Source organism: Amycolatopsis sp. NPDC004368, from assembly GCF_053602515.1.
Genome location: NZ_JBSGDT010000003.1, coordinates 335,456 through 357,997 on the forward strand (window position 1 = coordinate 335,456; position 22,542 = coordinate 357,997).

The 22,542-nt window shown below is 68.4% G+C and carries 22 protein-coding genes; 13 read left to right on the plus strand and 9 right to left on the minus strand.

The window, feature by feature from the left end; genetic code table 11:
* Positions 1 to 4 precede the first annotated feature (4 nt).
* From ACWEOE_RS07655 to ACWEOE_RS07675, 5 genes are read left to right on the plus strand one after another with little or no spacing between them, the layout of a single operon-like run.
* Positions 5 to 508 (plus strand): DddA-like double-stranded DNA deaminase toxin, encoded by a 504-nt coding sequence (locus ACWEOE_RS07655; protein WP_452005325.1) that lies wholly within the window; start codon positions 5 to 7, stop codon positions 506 to 508.
* Positions 450 to 929: an Imm1 family immunity protein gene (locus ACWEOE_RS07660; RefSeq protein ID WP_452005328.1), complete on the plus strand. Its 480-nt coding sequence runs from the start codon at positions 450 to 452 to the stop codon at positions 927 to 929. Before ACWEOE_RS07655 ends, ACWEOE_RS07660 begins: the two co-directional genes overlap by 59 nt.
* Entirely contained in the window at positions 926 to 1,900 is a 975-nt protein-coding gene (gene deoC, locus ACWEOE_RS07665) for a deoxyribose-phosphate aldolase (RefSeq protein WP_452005331.1), read from the plus strand. Before ACWEOE_RS07660 ends, deoC begins: the two co-directional genes overlap by 4 nt.
* 1 nt (position 1,901) lies before the next feature.
* Positions 1,902 to 3,335 carry an aldehyde dehydrogenase family protein gene (locus ACWEOE_RS07670; protein ID WP_452005333.1) on the plus strand — a complete coding sequence of 478 codons (1,434 nt, stop codon included), beginning with the start codon at positions 1,902 to 1,904 and terminating at the stop codon, positions 3,333 to 3,335.
* Positions 3,328 to 4,227: an aldehyde dehydrogenase family protein gene (locus ACWEOE_RS07675; RefSeq protein WP_452005336.1), complete on the plus strand. Its 900-nt coding sequence runs from the start codon at positions 3,328 to 3,330 to the stop codon at positions 4,225 to 4,227. Before ACWEOE_RS07670 ends, ACWEOE_RS07675 begins: the two co-directional genes overlap by 8 nt.
* Before the next feature lie 63 nt (positions 4,228 to 4,290).
* On the opposite strand, the gene ACWEOE_RS07680 is transcribed toward ACWEOE_RS07675, so the two are convergent.
* Together ACWEOE_RS07680 and ACWEOE_RS07685 are read right to left on the minus strand one after the other, a co-directional pair.
* On the minus strand, positions 4,291 to 4,845 hold the full coding sequence (locus ACWEOE_RS07680) for a DUF4232 domain-containing protein (RefSeq protein ID WP_452005339.1): 555 nt from the start codon (positions 4,843 to 4,845) through the stop codon (positions 4,291 to 4,293).
* Positions 4,846 to 5,026: 181 nt separating this feature from the next.
* Positions 5,027 to 5,659: a TetR/AcrR family transcriptional regulator gene (locus ACWEOE_RS07685; protein ID WP_452005342.1), complete on the minus strand. Its 633-nt coding sequence runs from the start codon at positions 5,657 to 5,659 to the stop codon at positions 5,027 to 5,029.
* A 199-nt stretch (positions 5,660 to 5,858) separates the two neighbouring features.
* On the opposite strand from ACWEOE_RS07685, the gene ACWEOE_RS07690 reads away from it, so the two are divergent.
* From ACWEOE_RS07690 to ACWEOE_RS07710, 5 genes are read left to right on the plus strand one after another with little or no spacing between them, the layout of a single operon-like run.
* Positions 5,859 to 7,070, plus strand: coding sequence for a cytochrome P450 (locus ACWEOE_RS07690; protein WP_452005345.1), 1,212 nt, complete (start codon positions 5,859 to 5,861; stop codon positions 7,068 to 7,070).
* 10 nt (positions 7,071 to 7,080) lie between these two features.
* Positions 7,081 to 8,277 (plus strand): cytochrome P450, encoded by a 1,197-nt coding sequence (locus ACWEOE_RS07695; protein WP_452005348.1) that lies wholly within the window; start codon positions 7,081 to 7,083, stop codon positions 8,275 to 8,277.
* 10 nt (positions 8,278 to 8,287) lie between these two features.
* On the plus strand, positions 8,288 to 9,493 hold the full coding sequence (locus tag ACWEOE_RS07700; protein WP_452005350.1) for a cytochrome P450: 1,206 nt from the start codon (positions 8,288 to 8,290) through the stop codon (positions 9,491 to 9,493).
* 11 nt (positions 9,494 to 9,504) lie between these two features.
* Positions 9,505 to 10,683 carry a cytochrome P450 gene (locus ACWEOE_RS07705; RefSeq protein ID WP_452005353.1) on the plus strand — a complete coding sequence of 393 codons (1,179 nt, stop codon included), beginning with the start codon at positions 9,505 to 9,507 and terminating at the stop codon, positions 10,681 to 10,683.
* 39 nt (positions 10,684 to 10,722) lie between these two features.
* Positions 10,723 to 10,917 (plus strand): ferredoxin, encoded by a 195-nt coding sequence (locus ACWEOE_RS07710; protein ID WP_204091560.1) that lies wholly within the window; start codon positions 10,723 to 10,725, stop codon positions 10,915 to 10,917.
* Here the strand turns inward: ACWEOE_RS07710 and ACWEOE_RS07715 are convergent, their stop codons facing one another.
* Complete coding sequence (locus tag ACWEOE_RS07715; RefSeq protein WP_452005356.1) at positions 10,918 to 11,688, minus strand: class I SAM-dependent methyltransferase; 771 nt, start codon at positions 11,686 to 11,688, stop codon at positions 10,918 to 10,920.
* A gap of 46 nt (positions 11,689 to 11,734) precedes the next feature.
* On the opposite strand from ACWEOE_RS07715, the gene ACWEOE_RS07720 reads away from it, so the two are divergent.
* Positions 11,735 to 12,322, plus strand: a complete 588-nt coding sequence (locus tag ACWEOE_RS07720; protein WP_452005359.1) for a TetR/AcrR family transcriptional regulator — start codon at positions 11,735 to 11,737, stop codon at positions 12,320 to 12,322.
* 60 nt (positions 12,323 to 12,382) lie between these two features.
* On the opposite strand, the gene ACWEOE_RS07725 is transcribed toward ACWEOE_RS07720, so the two are convergent.
* From ACWEOE_RS07725 to ACWEOE_RS07740, 4 genes are all read right to left on the minus strand, one after another.
* The gene (locus ACWEOE_RS07725) at positions 12,383 to 13,219 is read right to left on the minus strand and encodes a carbohydrate ABC transporter permease (protein ID WP_452005361.1); all 837 of its coding nucleotides are present in this window, start codon (positions 13,217 to 13,219) and stop codon (positions 12,383 to 12,385) included.
* Positions 13,216 to 14,151 (minus strand): carbohydrate ABC transporter permease, encoded by a 936-nt coding sequence (locus ACWEOE_RS07730; protein WP_452005364.1) that lies wholly within the window; start codon positions 14,149 to 14,151, stop codon positions 13,216 to 13,218. The genes ACWEOE_RS07725 and ACWEOE_RS07730 overlap by 4 nt, the downstream gene beginning before the upstream one ends.
* Before the next feature lie 73 nt (positions 14,152 to 14,224).
* Positions 14,225 to 15,571, minus strand: a complete 1,347-nt coding sequence (locus tag ACWEOE_RS07735; protein WP_452005367.1) for an ABC transporter substrate-binding protein — start codon at positions 15,569 to 15,571, stop codon at positions 14,225 to 14,227.
* Complete coding sequence (locus ACWEOE_RS07740; RefSeq protein ID WP_452005370.1) at positions 15,558 to 16,562, minus strand: zinc-dependent alcohol dehydrogenase family protein; 1,005 nt, start codon at positions 16,560 to 16,562, stop codon at positions 15,558 to 15,560. The genes ACWEOE_RS07735 and ACWEOE_RS07740 overlap by 14 nt, the downstream gene beginning before the upstream one ends.
* A gap of 130 nt (positions 16,563 to 16,692) precedes the next feature.
* On the opposite strand from ACWEOE_RS07740, the gene ACWEOE_RS07745 reads away from it, so the two are divergent.
* Entirely contained in the window at positions 16,693 to 17,676 is a 984-nt protein-coding gene (locus tag ACWEOE_RS07745; protein WP_452005373.1) for a sugar-binding transcriptional regulator, read from the plus strand.
* Here the strand turns inward: ACWEOE_RS07745 and ACWEOE_RS07750 are convergent.
* Positions 17,668 to 18,273 carry a LysE family translocator gene (locus ACWEOE_RS07750; protein ID WP_452005375.1) on the minus strand — a complete coding sequence of 202 codons (606 nt, stop codon included), beginning with the start codon at positions 18,271 to 18,273 and terminating at the stop codon, positions 17,668 to 17,670. The genes ACWEOE_RS07745 and ACWEOE_RS07750 overlap by 9 nt on opposite strands.
* Before the next feature lie 355 nt (positions 18,274 to 18,628).
* Complete coding sequence (locus ACWEOE_RS07755; protein ID WP_452005378.1) at positions 18,629 to 21,130, minus strand: DEAD/DEAH box helicase; 2,502 nt, start codon at positions 21,128 to 21,130, stop codon at positions 18,629 to 18,631.
* A gap of 154 nt (positions 21,131 to 21,284) precedes the next feature.
* On the opposite strand from ACWEOE_RS07755, the gene ACWEOE_RS07760 reads away from it, so the two are divergent.
* Positions 21,285 to 22,529, plus strand: coding sequence for a primosomal protein (locus ACWEOE_RS07760; protein WP_452005381.1), 1,245 nt, complete (start codon positions 21,285 to 21,287; stop codon positions 22,527 to 22,529).
* Positions 22,530 to 22,542: the final 13 nt, after the last annotated feature.

Genomic DNA, 22,542 nt, shown 5'->3' on the forward strand with positions numbered 1-22,542 from the left:
TCTGATGTCGGTCGGGGATGTGGTTGCGGCAGTCGCCAAGGCGATCACCACGCTACGAGACGTCTCCCTCGAACCGGCCGTCCGGGTTGCCCGCTGCGGTCCCCAAGCCGAACCCGGAGGGCCGGAAACTCACGGCAGCTGGGTCGACAGCTCAGGAAACACGCGACACCTGACCAGCGGACGAGACGCGGACTCCGAAACCGCATGGCAGCAGCTGCAAGCTGCGGGCCTTTCCTGCGACCGAAGACCGGTCGTCACCGATCACGTCGAAATGAAGATGGCCGCTCGGATGGTGAAGCAAAGATTGAGGCACATCGAGCTGGTGATCAACAACCGACCTTGCGTCAGGCTGCTCGGATGCGACCGCCTTCTCCCCGTCATCCTGCCGACGGGATACTCGATCACCGTGCACGGACCGAACTATCGCAAGACCTTCATGGCAGAAAGAAGTGGTCGAGCTAGAGATCTGGTACGACCAGGAACCGGAGAACGATTTCGCCGAGGGTGATCCGGCAATCGTGGTGACCACTCCCGCGGCACTCGATCAACTGCTCGACCGCGTGCTCGACGAGACGCGCGACAACCGGCTCGGCCAGATGATCCAGCTCGGCATCAAGGGCCGCACCGGCTACCCCGTGCTCGAAGTCGGCCTCGGCGAAACCCTCGGCTTCATCGTTTACCACGACACACGAGGCGGCAGCACCCGAGGCGACGGCGACCCCGAGGAGTTCGTCGAGTACGTGTACCAGGGCAACGTGTCCGAAGTCCCGGCCGACGTCGAAGTGCCGGTGGCCACTGTGCGCCGCGGTCTGCACCAGTTCCTCACGACCGGGAAGCAGCCCAGTGTCGTGCACCCCCCGTCGAGTAATCCACAGATTCCCGTGAGTGACCCGGCACAGCGAGTCGCCCACCTACACTCACAGGCATGACCACAACCACCAGCCCGAACGCGGCACCGGACACCCCGGCGCCGCTGGCGGACGTGACTCGCGACGAGGCGAGCCTGCGGCGGTTCCTGCACGGGCTGCCCGGCGTCGACCAGGTCGGGGTCGAGCAGCGTGCGGCGGCCCTGGGCACGCGAAGCATCAAGAAGGACGCGAAGCGCTGGGCCATCGACACCGCCATCTCGATGGTCGACCTGACCACGCTCGAAGGCGCCGACACCCGCGGCAAGGTTCGCGGGCTCGCGGCGAAGGCGCTGCGGCCCGACCCGGAGCGGCAGGACTGCCCGCGCGTCGCCGCCGTGTGCGTCTACCCCGACATGGTCGAGGCCGCGGTCGAAGCGCTCGCAGGCAGCGCCGTCCACGTGGCCAGCGTCGCGACCGGGTTCCCCTCCGGGCGCACCAGCCGCGAGGTCAAGCTGGCCGACACGAGGCTGGCGGTGGAGTACGGCGCCGACGAGGTCGACATGGTGATCGACCGCGGGGCGTTCCTCGAGGGCCGCTACATGGACGTCTTCGACGAGATCCGCGCGATCAAGGCCGCGTGCGGCGAAGCGCACCTGAAGGTCATCCTGGAGACCGGCGAGCTGGCGACGTACGACAACGTCCGCCGCGCCTCCTGGCTCGCGTTGCTGGCGGGGGGCGACTTCATCAAGACGTCCACCGGCAAGGTCTCGCCCGCCGCGACGCTGCCGGTCACGCACGTGATGCTGCAGGCGGTCCACGACTGGCACGAGAACACCGGCCAGCTGCGCGGGGTGAAGCCTGCAGGCGGCATCCGCACGACGAAGGACGCGATCAAGTACCTCGTCGCCGTCCACGAGGTGGCGGGCGAGCAGTGGCTGACGCCGGACCTGTTCCGCTTCGGCGCGTCCAGCCTGCTCAACGACCTGCTGCTGCAGCGGCGCACCCAGGTGGACGGCCACTACAGCGGCCCCGACTACGTGACGGTGGACTGACATGGGCATCTTCGAATACGCCCCCGCGCCCGAGTCGCGCGACATCGCGAACCTCAAGGACCACTACCGGCCGTTCATCGGCGGCGAGTTCGTCGACGGTTCGGGCGAGCCGCTCAAGACGGTCAACCCGGCCACCGAAGAGATCCTCGCCGAGGTCGGCACCGCGTCGGTGTCCGATGTGGACACCGCGGTCAAGGCTGCGCGCAAGGCTTACGACACCGTCTGGTCGAAGATGCCGGGCAGCGAACGCGCGAAGTACCTGTTCCGCATCGCGCGCCTGATCCAGGAGCGCTCGCGTGAGCTGGCCGTGCTGGAGTCGCTCGACAACGGCAAGCCCATCAAGGAATCGCGCGATTCCGACATCCCCACCGCGGCCGCGCACTTCTTCTACCACGCCGGCTGGGCCGACAAGCTCGACTACGCGGGTTACGGGCCGAACCCGAAGCCGCTGGGTGTCGCGGGTCAGGTGATCCCCTGGAACTTCCCGCTGCTGATGCTGGCGTGGAAGATCGCACCCGCGCTGGCCACCGGCAACACCGTGGTGCTCAAGCCCGCGGAGACCACGCCGCTCACCGCTCTGGTGTTCGCGGAGATCTGCCAGCAGGCCGAGCTGCCGCCGGGGGTCGTGAACATCCTGCCGGGCGCCGGGGACATCGGTGCGGCCGTCGTCGAGCACGGTGACGTCGACAAGATCGCTTTCACCGGTTCCACCGAGGTCGGCAAGCTGATCCAGCGCACGGTCGCCGGCACGCGCAAGAAGCTCACGCTGGAGCTCGGCGGCAAGGCAGCCAACGTCGTGTTCGACGACGCGCCGCTGGACCAGGCCGTGGAGGGGATCGTCAACGGGATCTTCTTCAACCAGGGCCACGTGTGCTGCGCGGGCTCGCGCCTGCTGGTGCAGGAATCCGTCGCCGAAGAGGTGCTGGCGAAGCTGCGTTACCGCGTCTCGACGCTGCGCATGGGTGACCCGCTCGACAAGAACACCGACATCGGCGCCATCAACTCGGCCGAGCAGCTCGCGAAGATCCGCGGGCTCGTGGAATCGGGCGACGCGGAGGGCGCACAGCGCTGGACGAGCCCGTGCCCGGTGCCCGACCGCGGGTTCTTCTTCGCTCCCACGGTGTTCTCGGAAGTGCACCAGTCGATGCGGATCGCGCGCGAGGAGATCTTCGGGCCGGTGCTGTCGGTGCTCACGTTCCGCACGCCGGACGAGGCCGTCGCGAAGGCCAACAACACGCCGTACGGGCTGTCGGCCGGCATCTGGACCGAGAAGGGCTCGCGCATCCTCTGGATGGCGAACAAGCTCAGGGCCGGTGTCGTCTGGGCCAACACGTTCAACCGCTTCGACCCCGCCGCGCCGTTCGGCGGCTACCAGGAGTCCGGGTTCGGCCGCGAGGGCGGGCGCACGGGACTGGAGGCCTACCTCAGTGTCTGATTCAACGCAGTCTGATTCAACGCAGTCAGAGACCCGGATTTCTGTTGCCAAGACTTACAAGCTCTACATCGGCGGCGCGTTCCCGCGCTCGGAGTCGGGCCGCGTCTACCCCGTCACCGACCGGGACGGCAAGTTCCTGGCCAACGCGGCCCACGCGTCGCGCAAGGACGTGCGCGATGCCGTGGTGGCGGCCCGCAAGGCCTCCTCCGGCTGGTCCGGTGCCACGGCCTACAACCGCGGCCAGGTCCTCTACCGCGTCGCCGAGATGCTGGAGGGCCGGCGCGCTCAGTTCGTGAGCGAGGTCGCCGCGTCGGAGGGCGTCACGCCGGCGCAGGCCGAGTCCCTTGTGGACGCCGCCATCGACCGCTGGGTCTGGTACGCCGGCTGGACGGACAAGATCGCGACGGTGCTCGGCGCGGCGAATCCCGTTGCGGGGCCGTACTTCTCGTTCACCGTGCCCGAGCCGACGGGCGTCGTGGGTGTGCTCGCGCCGCAGCAGTCGTCGTTGCTCGGTCTGGTGAGCGTGCTCGCGCCGGTGCTGGCCGGCGGCTCGACGGCGGTGGTCGTGTCGAGCGCCGGGCGGCCGCTGCCCGCCATCACGTTGTCGGAGGTGCTCGCGACGTCCGACCTGCCCGGCGGTGTCGCCAACGTGCTCACCGGCCGTGCGGCCGAGCTGGGCCCGTGGCTGGCTTCGCACGGCGACGTCAACGCACTCGACCCCACCGGCGCCACGCCGGAAGACCGCGTCACGCTGGCGCGCGAGGCCGCGGGCACCGTCAAGCGCGTGCTCACGGTCCCCGACGCCGAACCCGACTGGACGCAGACGCCCGACCTCTCGCGGCTGCGCCGGTACCTGGAAGCGAAAACGGTCTGGCACCCGCTGGGCGTCTGACCGGACAAACCGGGGCGGGCGGCTCCCCCTGCTGGTGCCGCCCGCCCCGGTTCTTCCCGAAGATCACTCGGGCACGGGACCCGCGGTCACCGCGCCGACGTCGATGGTGTGGCTCTGCGAGCCGGCGTCGACCGCGCCGAGCGTCCAGTCCATGAACACCGACGGGTCGATGTAGTCACCGTGCGCGTTGGAGTGCGAAGGCGCTGCGATGGAGATGCCGTTCGGTGTCTCCTGTTGCGCCGGAGCCTCGACACCGGTCCAGTGCAGCGGCACCCACGCCGAAGAACCATCGGCGATGGCCACGGACGGCGCGTCGGCCGGGATCTCGTAGTCGACCAGCACGTCGTGGGCGCCGGTGAGGGTCACGGGCAGCTGCGGCGTGAGCGAGCAGCGCTCACCCTGGTTGGCCGTGATCTGGATGCCGGCGTAGCGGTTGTTCGCGGCCTCACCGCGCATGACCAGCGACGTCGTGAACTGGTTCGCCGTGCACGGCTGCACGCTGGACTCAGGCGACGGCGCGGCGCTCGCGGCACCCGCCGCGAGCGTGGTCATCCCCGCGGCCAGACCGGCCACCGCGACCCCGGCGACAACACGGCTGATCAGCTTGCGAGTGGTCATTTCGGACACTCCTCCCTGGTGCGACCGGGTAGCCCCTCCACCCGGTGAGTGAGTCTCGGTGATTCATTCACCTCAACCGCTCTCACCAAGAAAGACGCCCACCTCCAGCGCGGGATGGCCCGGTGTGGGATCAGCCGCAACCACGCAACCCCGGGCAGGCTGAAACGTCGAAAAGAACGAATTAGTGGATGTCGTGCCTGCTCAGCGGCCGCCCAGGCAGCGGCGTGCCCGGCCGGGCCTGCAGCCCGTCGATCATGATGGCGATGCTGCGTGCGGTGGACATCTGCGCGACCTCCGGCGACGGCGACTCCAGCTGGCGCAGCAGCAGCGCGAACAGCATCGCCACATCACCCTCGGCGACGTCAGCGCGCAGCGCGCCCTCGGCCTGCGCACCCCGCACCATGGACTCCAGCTCCACCAGCAGCTCGTTGCGAAGAGTGGCGATCGCCGGGTCTTCCTTCAGGATCTCGTGCGCCTTCTTCGACAGCATCGCCAGCTGCACTGAGAGGTGCAGCTCCACGGACTGGTACAGCAGCCGCACCAGCGCAAGCCACGACGTGGGCTCCTGCTCGGCCGCTTCCCGCGCGTCGTCGAGCACCCGCGCGAAGTTGTCGACGGCCACCGCCCTGATCAGCGCTTCCCGGTCGGGAAACCGCCGGTACAGCGTGCCGACACCCACGCCGGCCGCCCGCGCGATCTCCTCCATCGGCACCTCCGGCCCGAACTCCGAGAAGATCGAGCGCGCCGCGGCGATGATCTGGTCGCGGTTGCGCCGCGCGTCGGCACGCATGGGCACCTGGGGATCCGCGCTCATGGCCCACCTTCCGCTCGCCGGGAACTCTCACGCGGGCAAATTCTCGCATGGTCGACGTTAGGGTTACTGAACACGCGATCAGTCACCCCTTTGCTAGTGGACGAAGATCGTCCACTTGGGTACCGTGGCGAATGAACCGGAATGTAATCCTCCACATACATTGCGTAAAGGTTCAAAACCACCAAAAGGGGATCCCACCATGACAGAAGTTGCCGAACCCGAGCTCGCCAGCTTCCCGATGGCGCGCACGTGCCCGTTCGCGCCGCCGCCGGAATACGAGCGTTTCGAGGACGAGCGGGCGAAGCTCGTCCAGCTCGACTCCGGCCAGCGCGCCTGGGTGCTGTCGAAGCACGAGGACGTGCGATCCATGCTGAACGACCCCCGGTTCAGCTCCAACCGCTTCAACCCCGGCTTCCCGGTCCTCTTCCGCGACGGGGCGCCGCGGCGCGAGCGCAAGCTCAACCCGTCGCTGATCAACATGGACGCGCCGGAGCACGGCCCCGCGCGCCGCGAGGTCGTCGGCGAGTTCACCGTGAAGCGGATGAAGGCCCTTCAGCCGCGCATCCAGGAGATCGTCGACGAGCACATCGACGCGATCCTGGCCGGCGACCAGCCCGCCGACCTCGTCTCGGCGCTTTCGCTGCCGGTCCCGTCGCTCGTGATCTGCGAGCAGCTCGGCGTTCCCTACGCCGACCACGATTTCTTCCAGAAGCACAGCTCGCGCATCCTCAGCCGCGAGGTGAGCTCCGACGAGCGGCTCGAGTCCGTGATCGCGCTGGAGGAGTACCTCGACAAGCTGGTCGCGGCCAAGGAGGAGACCCCCACCGACGACCTGCTCGGCCGCCAGATCGCGAAGAAGCGCGAAGAGGGCGAGTACGACCGCAACGACCTCACGTCGCTCGCGTTCCTGCTGCTCATCGCCGGTCACGAAACCACGGCGAACATGATCTCGCTCGGCACCGTCGCGCTGCTGGAGAACCCGGACCAGCTCGAAGCGATCAAGGCCGACCCCGGCAAGACGCTCGTTGCCGTGGAGGAGCTGCTGCGCTACTTCACCATCGCCGAGTTCGCGACCACGCGCGTCGCCACCGAGGACGTGGAGATCGCGGGCGTCACGATCCCGGCCGGCGACGGCGTGATCGGCCTCAGCTACGCCGCCAACTTCGACGACGACGCCTTCCCCGAGCCCGACAAGCTCGACATCACCCGCGGCGGGCGCAAGCACGTGGCGTTCGGCTTCGGCGCGCACCAGTGCCTCGGCCAGAACCTCGCGCGCATGGAGCTGCAGATCGTGTTCGACACGCTGTTCCGCCGCATCCCGACCCTGAAGCTGGCCGCCCCCGTCGACCAGCTGCCGTTCAAGCACGATTCCGCGATCTTCGGTCTCGACTGTCTGCCCGTCACCTGGTGAGGGAGGAAGCATGACCGCGATGGAGGAACTCCCGGTCGCCCGGAAGTGCCCGTTCGCGCCGCCGGCGGAGTACACGGCCACGCGCGAAGAGGCCCCCGTGCACCGGGTGCGGATTCCCGACGGCAAACAAGCCTGGGTGGTCTCGCGGCACGAGGACGTGCGGGCCGTGCTCAACGACCCGCGCTTCTCCGCCGACCGGTTCAACCCGGACTTCCCGACGCTGGTCCCGGGCGGCAACGTCATCCGCCGCACCGAGGCCGAGCGCACGATGCTGGCGATGGACGCGCCGCAGCACGGTCCCGAACGCAAGGCCGTGCTCGGCGAGTTCACCGTCAAGCGGGTGACCGACCTCAAGCCGCGGATCCAGGAGATCGTCGACGGGCTGATCGACGACATCCTCGCCACCGAAGGCCCCGTGGACCTCGTCGAGATGCTCGCGCTGCCGGTGCCGTCGCTCGTGATCTGCGAGATGCTCGGTGTGCCCTACGAAGACCACGATTTCTTCCAGGAGAACACCAAGCGGCTGATCAATCGCGCCACCACGCCCGAAGATCGGCGCGCCGCGTTCGAGCGCGTGCAGGGGTATCTGGCGAAGCTGATCGAAGGCAAGGAAGCCGCGCCGGGCGACGACCTGATCGGCCGGCAGATCGTGAAGCGGCGCGCGGAAGGCACCTACGACCGCGAGAAGATGGTGAGCCTCGCGTTCCTGCTGCTCGCGGCGGGGCACGAGACCACGGCGAACATGATCTCGCTCGGCACCGTCGCGTTCCTGCGCAACCCGGACCAGCTGGAGCTGATCAAGGCCGACCCGGCCAAGACGCTGCCGGCCGTCGAGGAGCTGCTGCGCTACTTCTCCATTGTGGACAACACCGCCCGCATGGCGAAGGAGGACGTCGAGATCGGCGGCGTGACCATCAAGGCCGGCGAAGGCGTGGTGGTCATGGCGTACGCGGCCAACTGGGACCCGAGCGTGTTCGACGACTCGGAGGCGTTCGACATCGAACGCGGGGCGCGCCACCACGTGGCGTTCGGGTTCGGGCCGCACCAGTGCCTGGGCCAGAACCTCGCGCGCACGGAGCTGCAGATCGTGTTCGACACGCTGTTCCGGCGCATCCCCTCCCTGAAGCTGGCCGTCGACGTCGACGACCTGCCGGTCAAGGACGACGCCCTCATCTACGGCCTCTACGAACTGCCCGTGACCTGGTGAAGGAGCAGCGATGACCACGGTCGAAGAGCTCGAACTGCCGGTGGCGCGCAAGTGCCCGTTCGCGCCACCCGAGGAGTACACGCAGATCCGCGAGGAACAGCCGATCACCCGCGTGAAGATCCCCGACGGGAAGGAAGCCTGGGTCGTCTCGCGGCACGAGGACGTGCGGGCGGTCCTGGGCGACCGCCGCTTCTCCTCCGACCGCTTCAACGAGAACTTCCCGATCCTCGTCAAGGGCGGCAACGTCTTCCGCCGCACCAACGCCGAGCGCACCATGATCACGATGGACGCGCCGGAGCACGGCCCCGCGCGCAAGTCCGTGCTGGGCGAGTTCACCGTGAAGCGCGTGAACGCGATGCGGCCGCGGATCCAGGAGATCGTCGACCGGCTGATCGACGACATCCTCGCTTCGGACAAGCCCGTGGACCTGGTCGAGGCGCTGTCGCTGCCGGTGCCGTCGCTCGTGATCTGCGAACTGCTGGGCGTGCCGTACACCGAGCACGACTTCTTCCAGGAGAACACGGCGAAGATCCTCAAGCGCACGGTGAGCTTCGAGGAGCGGCAGGCGGCGTTCGAGCGCATCCGCGGCTATCTCGACCAGCTCGTCACCACGAAGGAGGCCGACCCGGGCGACGACCTGCTGGGCCGGCAGATCGTGAAGCTGCGCGAGGAAGGCACGTACGAGCACGCCGCGGTGGTGGGTTTGTCCTTCCTGCTGCTCATCGCAGGCCACGAGACCACGGCGAACATGATCTCGCTGGGCACCGTCGGCCTGCTGCAGAACCCTTCGCAGCTCGAGACGATCAAGGCCGATCCCGGCAGGACGCTCGACGCGGTCGAGGAACTGCTGCGTTACTTCACGATCGTCGACACGGCCACCGCGCGCGTCGCAGTCGAGGACGTCGAGCTGGGTGGCGTCACCATCCGCGCGGGTGAAGGTGTGCTGGCACTGGGCTACACGGCCAACTGGGACCCGGCGGTGTTCGCCGAGCCCGCGAAGCTGGACATCACGCGCGGTGCGCGCCACCACGTGGCCTTCGGGTTCGGGCCGCACCAGTGCCTGGGCCAGAACCTGGCGCGGGCCGAGCTGCAGATCGTGTTCGACACGCTGTTCCGGCGCATTCCGTCGTTGAAGTTGGCCGCTCCGGTAGAGGACCTGCCCTTCAAGGACGATGCGTCGATCTACGGGCTGTACCGGCTTCCCGTGACCTGGTAAAGATCGACATCATGAGCACTCCCGAGTTGCCGGTCGCGCGGACCTGCCCGTTCCGGCAACCGGAGCTGCACGCGGATCCGGCCGGATCCGTTGTGCGAGTTCGCCTTCCCAACGGGTCATTCGCGTGGTTCGTGACCCGTTGGGAAGACGTGCGAACCGCGCTCGGCGATCCGCGTTTCTCCTCGGACCGGGCGAAACCCGGCTTCCCGCGGTTGTCGCGCGCGAGCGGCGAGGAGCCGATCCGCACGATGCTCGGCATGGACGCGGCCGAGCACCGGGCGGCTCGCGGCGCCGTGCTCGGGGAGTTCACGCTGCGGCGGGTGAACGCACTGCGCCCGCGGATCCAGGAGATCGTCGGCAGCGCGATCGACGATCTGCTCGCGGCCGGCAGCCCCGCTGATCTGGTGACGACGCTGGCCCTGCCGGTGTCGTCGCTGGTGATCTGCGAGCTGCTCGGGGTGCCGTACGCCGATCACGCGTTCTTCCAGGAGAACACCGCGAAGCTGTTCGATCGGGCCAATCCGCCGGACGAGATCGCCGCCACCTACCTGCGGCTGCACGGCTACTTCGTCGAGCTGGTCACCGCGAAGGCGGCCGCACCGTCCGACGACCTGCTCGGCCGGCAGATCGCCGAGACGCGGGCAGCGGGCACCTACGACCACGCGTACCTGGTCGGGCTCGCGTTCCTGCTGCTGGCGGCCGGGCACGAGTCCACGGCGAACATGATCGCGGTCGGGGTCCTCGGGCTGCTGGAAAACCCCGGTCAACTGCAGTCGATCACGGCCGAGAAGAGCAGGACACCGGCCGCGGTCGAGGAGCTGCTGCGGTTCTTCTCGATCACGGACACGGTCCCGCTGCGCGTGGCCGTCGCCGATGTCGAGCTCGGCGGTGTGCTGATCAAGGCCGGCGAAGCTGTGCTCCCCTCGTTGTACGCGGCGAACTGGGACCGGTCGGTGTTCGGCTCGCCGGAGGTGCTCGACCTCGACCGCGGCGCCCGGCACCACGTGGCGTTCGGGTACGGGCCGCACCAGTGCCTGGGCCAGAACCTCGCGAGGGCCGAGCTGGAGATCGTGTTCGAAACGCTGTTCCGGCGGATTCCCGCGTTGAAGCTCGCGGTCGACGTCGGCGAAATCCCGGGCAAGGAAAAAGCATCGGTGTACGGGCTGCACTGCCTGCCCGTCAGCTGGTAGACAACAACCGCTCCCACCACGAGCCAGGAAGAGGAAGTCATGAAGATCATCGCGGACACCGGCAAGTGCGTCGGCGCCGGTCAGTGCGTGCTCACCGAGCCCGCCCTGTTCGACCAGAGCGAGGACGACGGCACGGTGATCGTGCTCAACGAGACGCCCGAGGGTGAGCTCGTGGACAAGGCGCGCGAGGCCGTGAACGTGTGCCCGAGCCAGGCGCTTTCGCTGCAGGAGTGATCATTTCGCCGCGGTGAACAGCACCGTGGTGTAGTCGCAGGTGAACTGACCGCCGTGGGCGTCGATGGCGGCGCCCACGGCGGTCAGCACTGCCTGCTGCTGTTCTTTTGTCGTGCGCGTGAGACCGCCCTGCGTGAGGAGCAGGTCGAGGTACTCGACGCGGGTGTACACGTGCTGCCATTCGTAGACGTGCCGCTCGGGCCTGCGCCAACCACGCCCGAACGTCTTGTCCACCAACGGCTGGTACGCATCGGGCGTCGGCGCTTTCTGCCGGTCGAACTTGATCGGCGACTCCGGGACGGCCCGGGTGAACGCCTCCCCGAACGCCCGTGCGATGTCCTCGGGCGGCAGGAACAGGTGCCAGAAGAGGGCGAGCACTCCGCCGGGCCTGAGCAGTGCGTTCGCCTTCTCGCCGCCCTTGCGCGGATCCACCCAGTGCCACACCTGCCCCGCGGTGATCACGTCGAAGGTGCGCCCCTTCGCGTCCCAGCCTTCGAACGTGCCGGCTTCGACGTCGATCCCCGTGGCGCGCGCGAACTCCGCCATCCGCTCGTCGGGCTCGACGCCGAGCACGGTTTTGCCGCGTTGCCGCAGCTGCCGCGCGACGATGCCGGTGCCGGTACCGACGTCGAGGACCTCCTGGCCGCCGAAGGCGAGCCGGTCGATCAACTCCTGCGGATATTTCGGCCGCGCCCGGTCGTAGCGTTCGGCATCGACCCCGAACGACTCGGCGGTCTGCCTCAACTGATGCGGTTCCGGTAAAGTGGGCATACGCCCACCGTAGTGGGCAACTGCCCACTAGTGCCAGGAGTTCTTGTTGCCGACCGGTGTCCACCTCCGCGACGTGCGCACCCAGCTCTTCGACGCCGCCGAGCGCGTCCTGCTCCGCGACGGCCCGAGCGCCCTCACGAGCCGCGCCGTCACCGAGGAGGCCGGCTGCGCGAAAGGCGTGCTGCACAAGCACTTCACCGACTTCGACGGGTTCCTGACCGAGCTGGTGCTCGACCGCATCACCCGCGTCGAGTCGTTCTCCGACACCCTCGTCGCCACCGCCGGCAGGGGCTCGGTCGTCGACAACGTCTCCTCGGCGCTCACCGAGGTCTTCTCCTCCGTCGCCGTGTCCATCGTCGCCCTGATCACCTTCCGCGACGAACTCCGCCACCGCCTCCGCACCGCCCGCCCCGGCGGCGGCGTGCCACTGGCCTCGGACATCGCGGTGATGCTCCGGCGCTACCTGACGGCGGAACAGGCCCTCGGCCGCCTCACCCCCGACGCCGACGTGGCCGTCCTCGCCCCGACGGTGGTGGGCGCCGGCCACCTGCACCTGGCCGACCGCACAGGCGAGGGCGACACCGAATCGCTGCGGGCGATGGTGGCGTCGGTGCTCTCCCCCGCGCTGGCCTGACTTCCAGCCGAGCTGAACGGGTGGCCGCCCCGCCGATCCGGAGCGGCCACCCCACGGCGCTTACTTCACCGCACCCATCGACAACCCGCGCACCAGGTGGTTCTGCGCAAACCACCCCACGATCATCACCGGCAGCGACGCCAGCAGCGCAGCCGCCGAAAGCTGCGCCCAGTACAGCCCTTCACTGGTGATGAACCCGACCAGGAACACCGGCACCGTCCCCGCGCGAGCGGCGGTCAGGTTCACCGCGTAGAAGAACTCCGTCCACGAGAAGATCACGCAGATCAACGCGGTGGCAGCGATACCCGGCGCCACCACGGGCATGATGATCTTCCGCAGCAACGTCGGCAAAGTGGCACCGTCGATGTGTGCGGCCTCGATCATTTCCCCGGGCACCTCGAGGAAAAACGACCGCATCATCCAGATGGCCAACGGCAGGTTCATCGACGTGTACAGGATGATCAGCGCCCACACCGTGTCGAGCAGGTTGGTGTTCTGCGAGATCACGTACAGCGGGATGATGGCGGCCACGATCGGCAGCATCTTGGTGGACAGGAAGAAACTCAGGGCGTTCTTCGTCTTCTTCACCGGCGCCAGCGAAAGCGCGTACGCGGCGGGGATGCCGAGCAGCAGCACCAGCAGCGTCGAGACCACCGTGACGAACGCCGAGTTCGCCAGGTACGGCAGGAACCCGCCCTTCAGCACCCCGGAGATCTGGTCGAAGGTCGGGCTGAAGAAGAGCTTCGGCGGGTCGGTGTAGGCGTCGGACTCCTGCTTGAACGCCGTGAGGATCATCCACAGCAGCGGGAACACGAAGAGGATCGCCAGGACCCACGTGACGACGGTGAGCGTGCCCGGCCCGTAACGCCGCTCGCGCCGCAGAGGAACCGTGGTCATTTCGTGCCTCCGTCCACAGAGAACGCACGGAACATCAGGCGTAGCGCGAAGGTCGCCACGATCATCGTGATGATCACGACCACCACACCCATCGCCGACGACTGGCCGATGTCGAAGCCCTCGAACGCGCGCTGGTAGATGTAGAACGGCAGGTTCGTGCTCGCCGTACCCGGGCCGCCCTGGGTCATCAGGAAGATCGCGTCGAAGCTGTTCACGATGTAGATCGCACCGAGCAGCGTCGCGAGCTGCAGGAACCGCGACAGGTGCGGCAGCGTGATCGAAACGAACGTGCGCCAGCGGCCGGCGCCGTCGACCGACGCGGCCTCCAGCACGTCCTTCGGCTGGCTCTGCAGGCCGGCGAGCGTCAGCAGCATCATGAACGGCGTCCACTGCCAGATGATCTGCGCCATCACCGCGACGAGCGGGAACTGCGAAAGCCAGTCGACGTCGGTGCCGAACACGAAGTGCAGCAGGCCGTACGTCGGGTCGAACATCGTGGTCTTCCACAGCAGCGCGCCGGCCGCGGGCAGGATCAGGAACGGCGTGATCAGCAGCGTCCGCACGAAACCGCGACCGGCGAACTTGCGGTCCAGCAGGATCGCGAGACCGAGCCCGAGCAGCAGCGACAGGAACACGCACACCACCGTCAGCACCACGGTGTTGAGCAGCGCCCCGAGGAACGTCGAGTCGGTGAACACGTCGGCGTAGTTCTGGAAGCCGACGAAGTGGCGCGAACCCGGCCGCACGAGGTTCCACGACTGGAACGAGTAGAAGATGGTGAGCAGGAAGGGAATCTGCGTCACCGCGATCACGAAGATCAACGCGGGCAGCAGCGGCAGCCGCCGCTTCCCGGCCTTGTTCGAAACCTTCTTGGTGTTGGTCGTGCGGGTAGCGGCCGGCGCGGTACCGGCGGGGACTGAGAGCGTGCTCATGCGCTCACCTCGCTGGAGCTCGGTGCAGCCTGAGCCGAATGCGCAGTGTTGAATGATTCGATCGCAAGCTCACTCATGGCTTCACCGCCTGGTAGGACTCGCCGACTGTGGCCGCGTACTTCTGGGATTGCGCCAGCGCGTCCGCCACCGATGTCTGGCCCGCGATCGCCGCGGACAGCTGCTGGCTGACGCGCGTGCCGAGATCCTGGAACTCCGGGATCCCGACGAACTGGATGCCGGGGTAGGGCACCGGGTTCACCATCGCCTTCTGCTGGTTGGCGTCGGCGATCCCGTCGAGCGTCGGCTGGGCATACGCCTTCGCCGCGTCGCGGTACTGCGGGATCTCGTACGTCGACTGGCGGGTGCCCGGCGGCACGCGGTTCCAGCCGTAGGTCTCGCCCACCTTCTTCGCGTACGCCTTGTCGGTCATCCAGGCCATGAACTTCCAGGCGTCGCCGGAGTCCTTGGCGACCTTCGGGATCCCGAGCGCCCAGGTGTAGAGCCAGCCGCTGGCCTGCGTCTTCTCGACGGGCGCCGGCGCGTAACCGTTCTTGCCGACGACCTTGCTGCTGGAGGGGTCCTCGGTGGTGCCGGTCATCGAAGTGGCGTCGTACCACATCGCGGCCTGACCCTGGGCGTAGCGCGTGCCGCACTCGGAGAACCCGGCGCTGGAGGCACCGACCTCACCGTGGTCGCGCACGAGGTTCACGTAGAAGTTGGCGGCCTGCGTGAACTCGGGGCTGGTGAGCTTCGCGTTCCAGTCCTTGTCGAACCACTGCGCGCCGAAGGTGTTGGCGACCGTGGTGAACGGCGCGAGGCTCTCGCCCCAGCCGGGCTTGCCCCGCAGGCAGATGCCGGAGATGCCGGCGTTCTTGTCGTCGAGCTTCGCCGCGTAACCCGCGATCTGCTGCCACGTGGGGTGCGCCGGCATGGTGATGCCGGCCTTGGCGAACAGGTCCTTGCGGTAGACCACAAAGGACGATTCCCCGTAGAACGGCACCGCGTACATCTTGTTCTCGTACGACAGCGACTGCCGGATGCTGGGGATGAAGTCGTTCTCGTCGTACCCCGGCGTGTCCTGCATGTGCGGCTCGAGGTTCTCGAGCCAGCCGTTGGCCGCCCACTGCGGGGCTTCGTAGTTGCTGATCATCACCACGTCGAATTCGCCGCCCTGCGTGGCGGTGGACGCGGTGATCTTCGCGCGCGCCTCGTTCTCCGGCAGGGAGACGAACTTGAGGTGCACGCCCGGGTTCGCCCTCTCGAACTCACCGGAGAGCGAGATGGCGTCTTTCATCTGGGGGTTCGAGACGATCGCGATCACGAGCGTCCGCCCACCGTTGCCGAACGATCCGGCTCCGGCGCATCCGGTGACGAACAACGCTGTTGCGGCAAGGAGGCACAGGAGGTTACGCACGGCCACCTCCGGGGAGCACCTGGATCTTGAGGCCCGAGCCGCTGCGCATCTTGGCGAGCGCTTCGGGGTACTGCTCCAGCGGCAGCGTGTCGGTGATCAGGGCGTCGGTGTCGATGAAGCCGCTCGCCACGAGGTCGAGGGCGTTGCCGTAGCTGTTGAGCACGGCCATCGACCCGACGATGGTGATCTCGTCGTTGTAGATGCGGAACGGCGAGAGCGCCACGCGGGCCTCGGCGGGCGCGACGCCGAAGACGAGCAGCCGGCCACCGCGGCGCAGCGCGTCGAACGCCGACTCGATGGCGGGCGCGGCGCCGGTGCAGTCGACGGCGGCGTCGTAGAGCTCACCGTCCAAAGCAGACACTTCCTCGGCCACGGCCGTGGCCCCGAGTTCGGTGGCCCGCGGCAGACGGCTCGCGTTGCGGTCGACCACCGTCACGTGGGCGCCGGCCCGCTGCAGCAGCTGCTGCATGATCAGGCCCATCGTGCCGGCGCCGACCACGAGGAACCGTTCGCCGGCCTCGACGCCGATGCGGCGCACGCCGTGCACAGCGCACGAGACGGGTTCGACCAGCGCACCCTGCTCCCACGTCATCGAGTCGGGCATCTTGTGGCAGGTGTCGGCGGGCACGGCGACGTACTCGGCGAAGGCGCCGTTCACGGTGTCGCCGGTGGCGGCCCAGTTGGCGCACAGGTTGCCGTGGCCGCTGCGGCACGGCGTGCAGTACCCGCAGTAGATCGACGGGTCGACGGCCACGCGGTCGCCGACCTTCCACTCGCCCGGCACGTCGGCGCCGAGCTCGACGATCTCGCCGGCGAACTCGTGACCGGGAACGATGGGGTACGGCGTCGGCGGGAAGTGCCCGTCGGCGATGTGCAGGTCGGTCCCGCAGATGCCACAGGCGCCGACCTTCACGACGACCTGGCGCTCTCCGGGCTTCGGATCGGGAACGTCGCCGACCCGGATCTCCCCGGGCCGGTCCACGATCGCGGCACGCATGCCTCATCCCCTTCCTAGCGCTCATCTGAGCGTTATTAACGTAGGACGCAGCTAATGAGTGGAAGCATTACAGGCGTTTTCTAGGCGTTCCGTCAACCTTTGAGGGCAGATTCCGCGTTATGGTGCTCAGATGAGCAGGAAGAAGGCCCAGCCGCTGCTGACCGCGAGCTTGGAGCTGGCCACCATGGCCCGCCGCTTCTACGTGCAGGGCCGCTCGAAGCTGGAGATCGCCGAGGAGTTCGGCGTCAGCCGCTTCAAGGTCGCCCGGCTGCTCGACACCGCCCGCGAGACGGGTCTGGTGCGCGTGGAGTTCCACCTGCCCGCGCCCGTCGACGTGGAGCTGTCCGATGAGGTCCGGCGCGCGTATGGGCTGCGTCGCGCGTTGGTGCTCGAACGAGCGGCCGCGAAGGAGCCGCGCGAGGTCGTGCGGAAGAAGATCGGGACGCTCGCCGCCCACCTCCTCGAAGAGATCGCCCGCCCGACGGACGTCATCGGGCTCTCGTGGGCCCGGTCGGTCAACGCGATGACCGAGGCCATCAGAACACTTCCGCGCTGCCCGATCGTGCAGTTGTGCGGCGTGCAGGCCGGCATGGACATGCGCGGGCGCTCCGTCGAGACCGTGAGCCGCGTGACCTCGGTCTCCGGCGGCGACGCTTATCCGATCTTCGGCCCGCTCGTGCTGCCGGACCGGCGGACCACGGACATCCTGCGCCACCAGCCCGGCATCGCGGAGACTTTCGGGCAGTTCGGCAAGCTCACGAAGGCCGTCGTGAGCATTGGCGCGTGGTCCCCCGGCGAGTCCACGGTGTACGACGCCCTCGACGAAGCCGAACGCGCCGCCATCGCCGCGCGCGGCGCCACCGCCGAGGTCGCGGCCCGGTTGTTCGACGCTTCGGGAAACGCCTTGTCGACCGGGCTGGCGCACCACGTGCTCGCCATCAGCACCGAGGAGCTGCTCGCCGTGCCCGAGGTGATCGCGATCGGCTACAGCCGTCCCAAGGCGGAGGCCGTCGACGCGGTTTTGCGCTCGGGCATGGTTTCGACGCTGGTCACGGACACGGCGGCCGCGGAGCCACTGCTCGAACTGGCGGCCGCGCGCCCGGTGTCAGAGTGACGCGTCGGCCGCGAGAACGCCCGCCAGCACCAGGAAGCAGATGCCGGACCCCGCGTCGACCTTGCGCCGGGTCTTCGCCTTGATCCCGGACGCCCCGATGGCGCGGCCGATCAGCACGTACCCGAACCCGACGACGAGCTCGACCAGCAGGTACGCCACCCCCAGCTCCGCCAGCGCCCGCGGCGCCCCCGCACCCTCCACGAACTGCGGCAGCAGCGCCGCGAAGAGCAGCAACGCCTTGGGATTGCTGATGGCCACCAAGAACTCCGTGGTGATCACCGACCGGGCGCTCGTTTCGGGTGGCTGCGTGATCTCTCGCCGGGCGCGCAGCACGCTGCTGATCCCCAGCCACAGCAGGTAGGCGACGCCCACCCACTTGAGCACCGTGAGCACTTCCGCCGACGCCGCCAGCAGTGCCCCCAGCCCGCCCGCCACGAGCCCGATCAGCACCACGAACGCCGCGAACCGCCCCCCGATGCCCGCCATGGCGCGGCCGACGCCGTGGCGTGCGGCGTTGCGCAGGCCCAGCAGCTGGTTGGCCCCGGGGATCAGCGAGACGAGGATGGCGGAGGGGACGAACCCAGCCCAGTCGACCACGGCACACCTCCTTCTTCCGCTGGACGTTAACCCGCGCCGGAGAGGTCGCGGCGCGGTTTGTGACGCAGTTCGTTTTCGGGGTCTTCACCTGATGTGCCGGTTTTCAACGACCCTTGCCACCCTGACCCGACACCCTCGTCGCGGTCTGTCTCCCGCGGGGCTGGGGCACTGGTCAACAGCGCCCCGGCAGTCGGGCCGGCCGCTGACCGACGAAACCGACCGCACTTCCGGCAAGCCCAAGTTCGCCTCCGACCGCGAGGCCGCTCTGTGGCACGGGCTCCGTGTCAGCGAACAGCCAGCAGACAGCACCGTTCAAACGACCGAGACCCCCCACCCCGACGAGGCCCCAACCCCGTCAGAGCTGGTTCACGTCGACGATCCGCACCACGGCCGACCCCACCTCGTCCGAGGCGCGCAAGTCCACCTCCGCGCTGATGCCCCAGTCGTGGTCGCCCGCGGGGTCGTCGAAGATCTGGCGGACGCGCCAGATGTCCGGGGCCTGTTCGATGAGCAGCAACGCCGGGCCGCGGGCGTCCGGGCCGGTGCCCAACGTGGCGTGCTCGTCGAAGTAGTCCTCGATGGCGTCTTCCCAGGCGTCGGCGTCCCAGCCGGTGGCGGCGTCGAGCTCGCCCAGGGCGTAGTAGTTGCGGCGGGAGGCGAGTTCGACGCGGCGGAAGAGCTCGTTGCGCACCAGCACGCGGAAGGCCCGTTCGTTGCGCGTGACCGCGGGCGGCTCGACCGGCACGGAAAGCGGGGCATCCGGAGCGGACGGGTGGCGCAGGGCTTCCCACTCGTCCAGGAGGCTGGAGTCGACCTGGCGGACGAGCTCGCCGAGCCATTCGATGAGGTCCTGCAGCGCCTCGGTCTTCGCCTCGTCCGGGACGGTGTGGCGCAGCGCGTCGTAGGTGTCCGCCAGGTACCGCAGCACCAGGCCCTCGGAGCGCGCGAGCTGGTAGAAGCCCACGTACTCCACGAAGTTCATGGCCCGCTCGTACATGTCGCGCACCACGGACTTCGGGGACAGCTCGTAGTCCGCCACCCACGGGTGGCCCTGCCGATAACTGGCAAACGCCGCCGACAGCAGCTCCTCCAGCGGCTTCGGGTACGTGACGTTCTCGAGCAGCTCCATCCGCTCGTCGTACTCGATGCCCTCGGACTTCATGGCCTGCACGGCCTCGCCGCGGGCCTTGAACTGCTGCTGCGACAGCACCGGCCTCGGGTTGTCCACCGTGGATTCCACAATGGACACGACATCCAGCGCGTACGACGGCGAGTCCACGTCGAGCAGCTCCACCGCCGCCAACGCGAACGGCGACAACGGCTGGTTCAAGGCGAAGTCGAACTGCAGATCCACCGTCAGCCGCACGATCCGGCCTTCCGAGTCCGGAGTGGACAGCCGCTCCACAACGCCCGCGGCCAGCAGCGCGCGGTAGATCGCGATGGCGCGCAGGATCAGCCTCCGCTGGGTGGGCCGGTCCGAGTGGTTGTCCTCCAGCAGGTGGCGCATGTGGTCGAACGCGTTGCCCGGCCGGGAAATCACGTTCAGCAGCATCGAGTGCGACACCTGGAAACTGGATGTCAGCGGCTCGGGCTCGGCCGCGATCAGGCGGTCGAACGTGCTCTCCGTCCAGTTGACGAACCCCTCGGGCGCCTTCTTCCGGACGATCTTCTTCTTTTTCTTCGGGTCGTCCCCGGCCTTCTCCAGCGCCTTCGCGTTCTCGACGACGTGGTCGGGCGCCTGCACCACCACGTACCCGTCGGTGTCGTACCCGGCGCGGCCCGCGCGTCCGGCGATCTGGTGGAACTCGCGCGCCTTCAGGTGCCGCTGCCGCACGCCGTCGTACTTGGTCAGCGCGGAGAACACGACCGTCCGGATCGGCACGTTGATGCCGACGCCGAGCGTGTCCGTCCCACAGATCACCTTGAGCAGACCGGACTGCGCGAGCGTCTCCACGAGCCGCCGGTACTTGGGCAGCATGCCGGCGTGGTGCACGCCGATGCCGTGGCGCACGAGCCGCGAGAGCGTCTTGCCGAAGCCCGCCGCGAAACGGAAGTCGCCGATCAGGTCGGCGATGGCCTCCTTCTCGGCCTTGGAGGTGACGTTGATGCTCATCAGCGTCTGCGCCCGCTCGATCGCGGCGGCCTGCGAGAAGTGCACCACGTACACGGGCGCCTGGCCGCCGTGGAGCAGCTCGGACATGGTCTCGTGGATCGGCGTGAGCGCGTAGCGGAAGGTCAGCGGCACCGGCCGCTGCGCCGAGGTGACGACGGCGGTCGAGCGGCCCGTGCGCCGGGTGAGGTCCTTCTGGAAGAACGTGACGTCGCCGAGTGTGGCCGACATGAGCACGAACTGGGCGCCGGTGAGCTCGATGAGCGGGACCTGCCACGCCCAGCCGCGGTCGGGCTCGGAGTAGAAGTGGAACTCGTCGGCCACGACTTGGCCCACGGGCGCGTCGGCACCGTCGCGCAACGCGATGTTCGCCAAGATTTCGGCGGTGCAGCAGATGATCGGCGCATCGGCGTTGACGCTGGAGTCGCCGGTCATCATGCCGACCTTGTCGGCCCCGAAGATGTCGATGAGCTGGAAGAACTTCTCCGAGACCAGCGCTTTGATCGGCGCGGTGTAGTAGCTGCGGCGACCGTGGGCGAGCGCGGTGAAGTGGGCACCGACGGCCACCAGGCTCTTTCCGGAACCCGTGGGCGTCGAGAGGATCACGTTGGCGCCGGAGACGACCTCGATCAGCGCCTCCTCCTGGGCCGGGTAGAGCTGGATGCCCCGCTCGGCCGTCCACGTGGAGAAGGCTTCGAACAGGGTGTCGGCGTCGGGATCCGCTGGCAGGAGGTCTGTGAGTGTCATCGCGCTGCCCATCGTGCCATCCCCGGGCCGTCAGTTCTCCAGGGGCGATCGCGGGTGCTTGCCCCAACCCGTAGGCTTCGCGGTACCGCGCACCGACCGGGGGATACTTCCGGCCACGCGCGCGTACACGGGCGTTACTCCGGAGGGTTCAGGCATGGCACAGGACATCATCCCGATCGAGCTCGGGCTGCCGCAGGGCGACGTCGTCACCCTGTGGGCTCCGCGGTGGCGGGAGGACGGCGAGGAATGGGAAGCCTTCCTCGGCGACGAGGACGACCTGTACGCCTTCCCCGACGCCGCTCACCTGGCCGCTTTCGTGCGCACGTCCGACCAGCACGACCTGCTCGACCACCCGGCGTGGGACGCGGTGCCGGCGCTCAACGTGCCCGAGCTGATCCCGGACGACGACCACTCCTACGACCTCGTCGGCGTGCCCGAGCTCGTCGCCGAGGAGCCCGACTCGTGGACGATCGGGGAGCTCGCGGAGATCGTCGGCATCGTCCGTTCGCTCGCCGACGTGTGCGAGCTCGAAGAGGTGCACGAGGTCCTCGACGCGTACGAGGGCTTCTCGCTCCTGGAGCAGGGCCGGCTGCCGTTCACCGGCCGTGAGGGCGAGGCCCTGTGGAACGACCTGTCGAAGGCCGTGTCCGAGAAGTGGGACATCGTGCTCGACGCGATCGACAACCTCGTGACCGTGCCCGAGGTCGACGCCGCGGTGCTTGAGCAGACCGCCGAGGAGCTGGCGGCGTTCCACGAGGAGTCCGCCGAAGCCGAGGCCGCGCAGCCCGAGGACCTGGAGGCCGTGGACGCGCCTTCGGAGGACGAGGAAGACGACGAGCCCGTCGGCTTCTGGGGTGAGGTCGGCATCGACCCGATCAAGATCGTCACGGCCGGCGCCGAGTACTACACGCTGCGCTGCTACCTCGACGACAAGCCCATCTTCCTCGGCAGCGAGGGCGAGATCGACGTCTTCCCGTCGGAGAAGGCCCTGCTCGCCGCTCTCAAGGACGGCAAGGACGTGGCCGACACGGACCTCGCCGACGTGTCCACTTGGGACGACGTGCTCACCAAGGCCGCCGCGGGCGACCTCGAAATCGACATCGACGCCGAGAACACCTACATCCTCACCGGCATCGACGACGACATCGCCGAGGGCGTCGAGTCCATCGACCCCAACCAGCTGGAGCTCGCCGTCGAACTCATCACCGACGCGGCCGACTGGGCGGAGGACGACTCCGTCGAGACGGCCCTCTCCCAGAACGAAAGCCTCGGCTGGCTGGTCTCCTTCGTCCTGCGGCCGGACCCGACCCGCCTGGAGCCGAGCGCGCCGTTCGACACGGAGCAGAGCGCCTGGCGCAAGCTGGTGGAGTCGTTCGAGAACCGGCTGACGGTGGTTTGAGGTTCCTGATTGA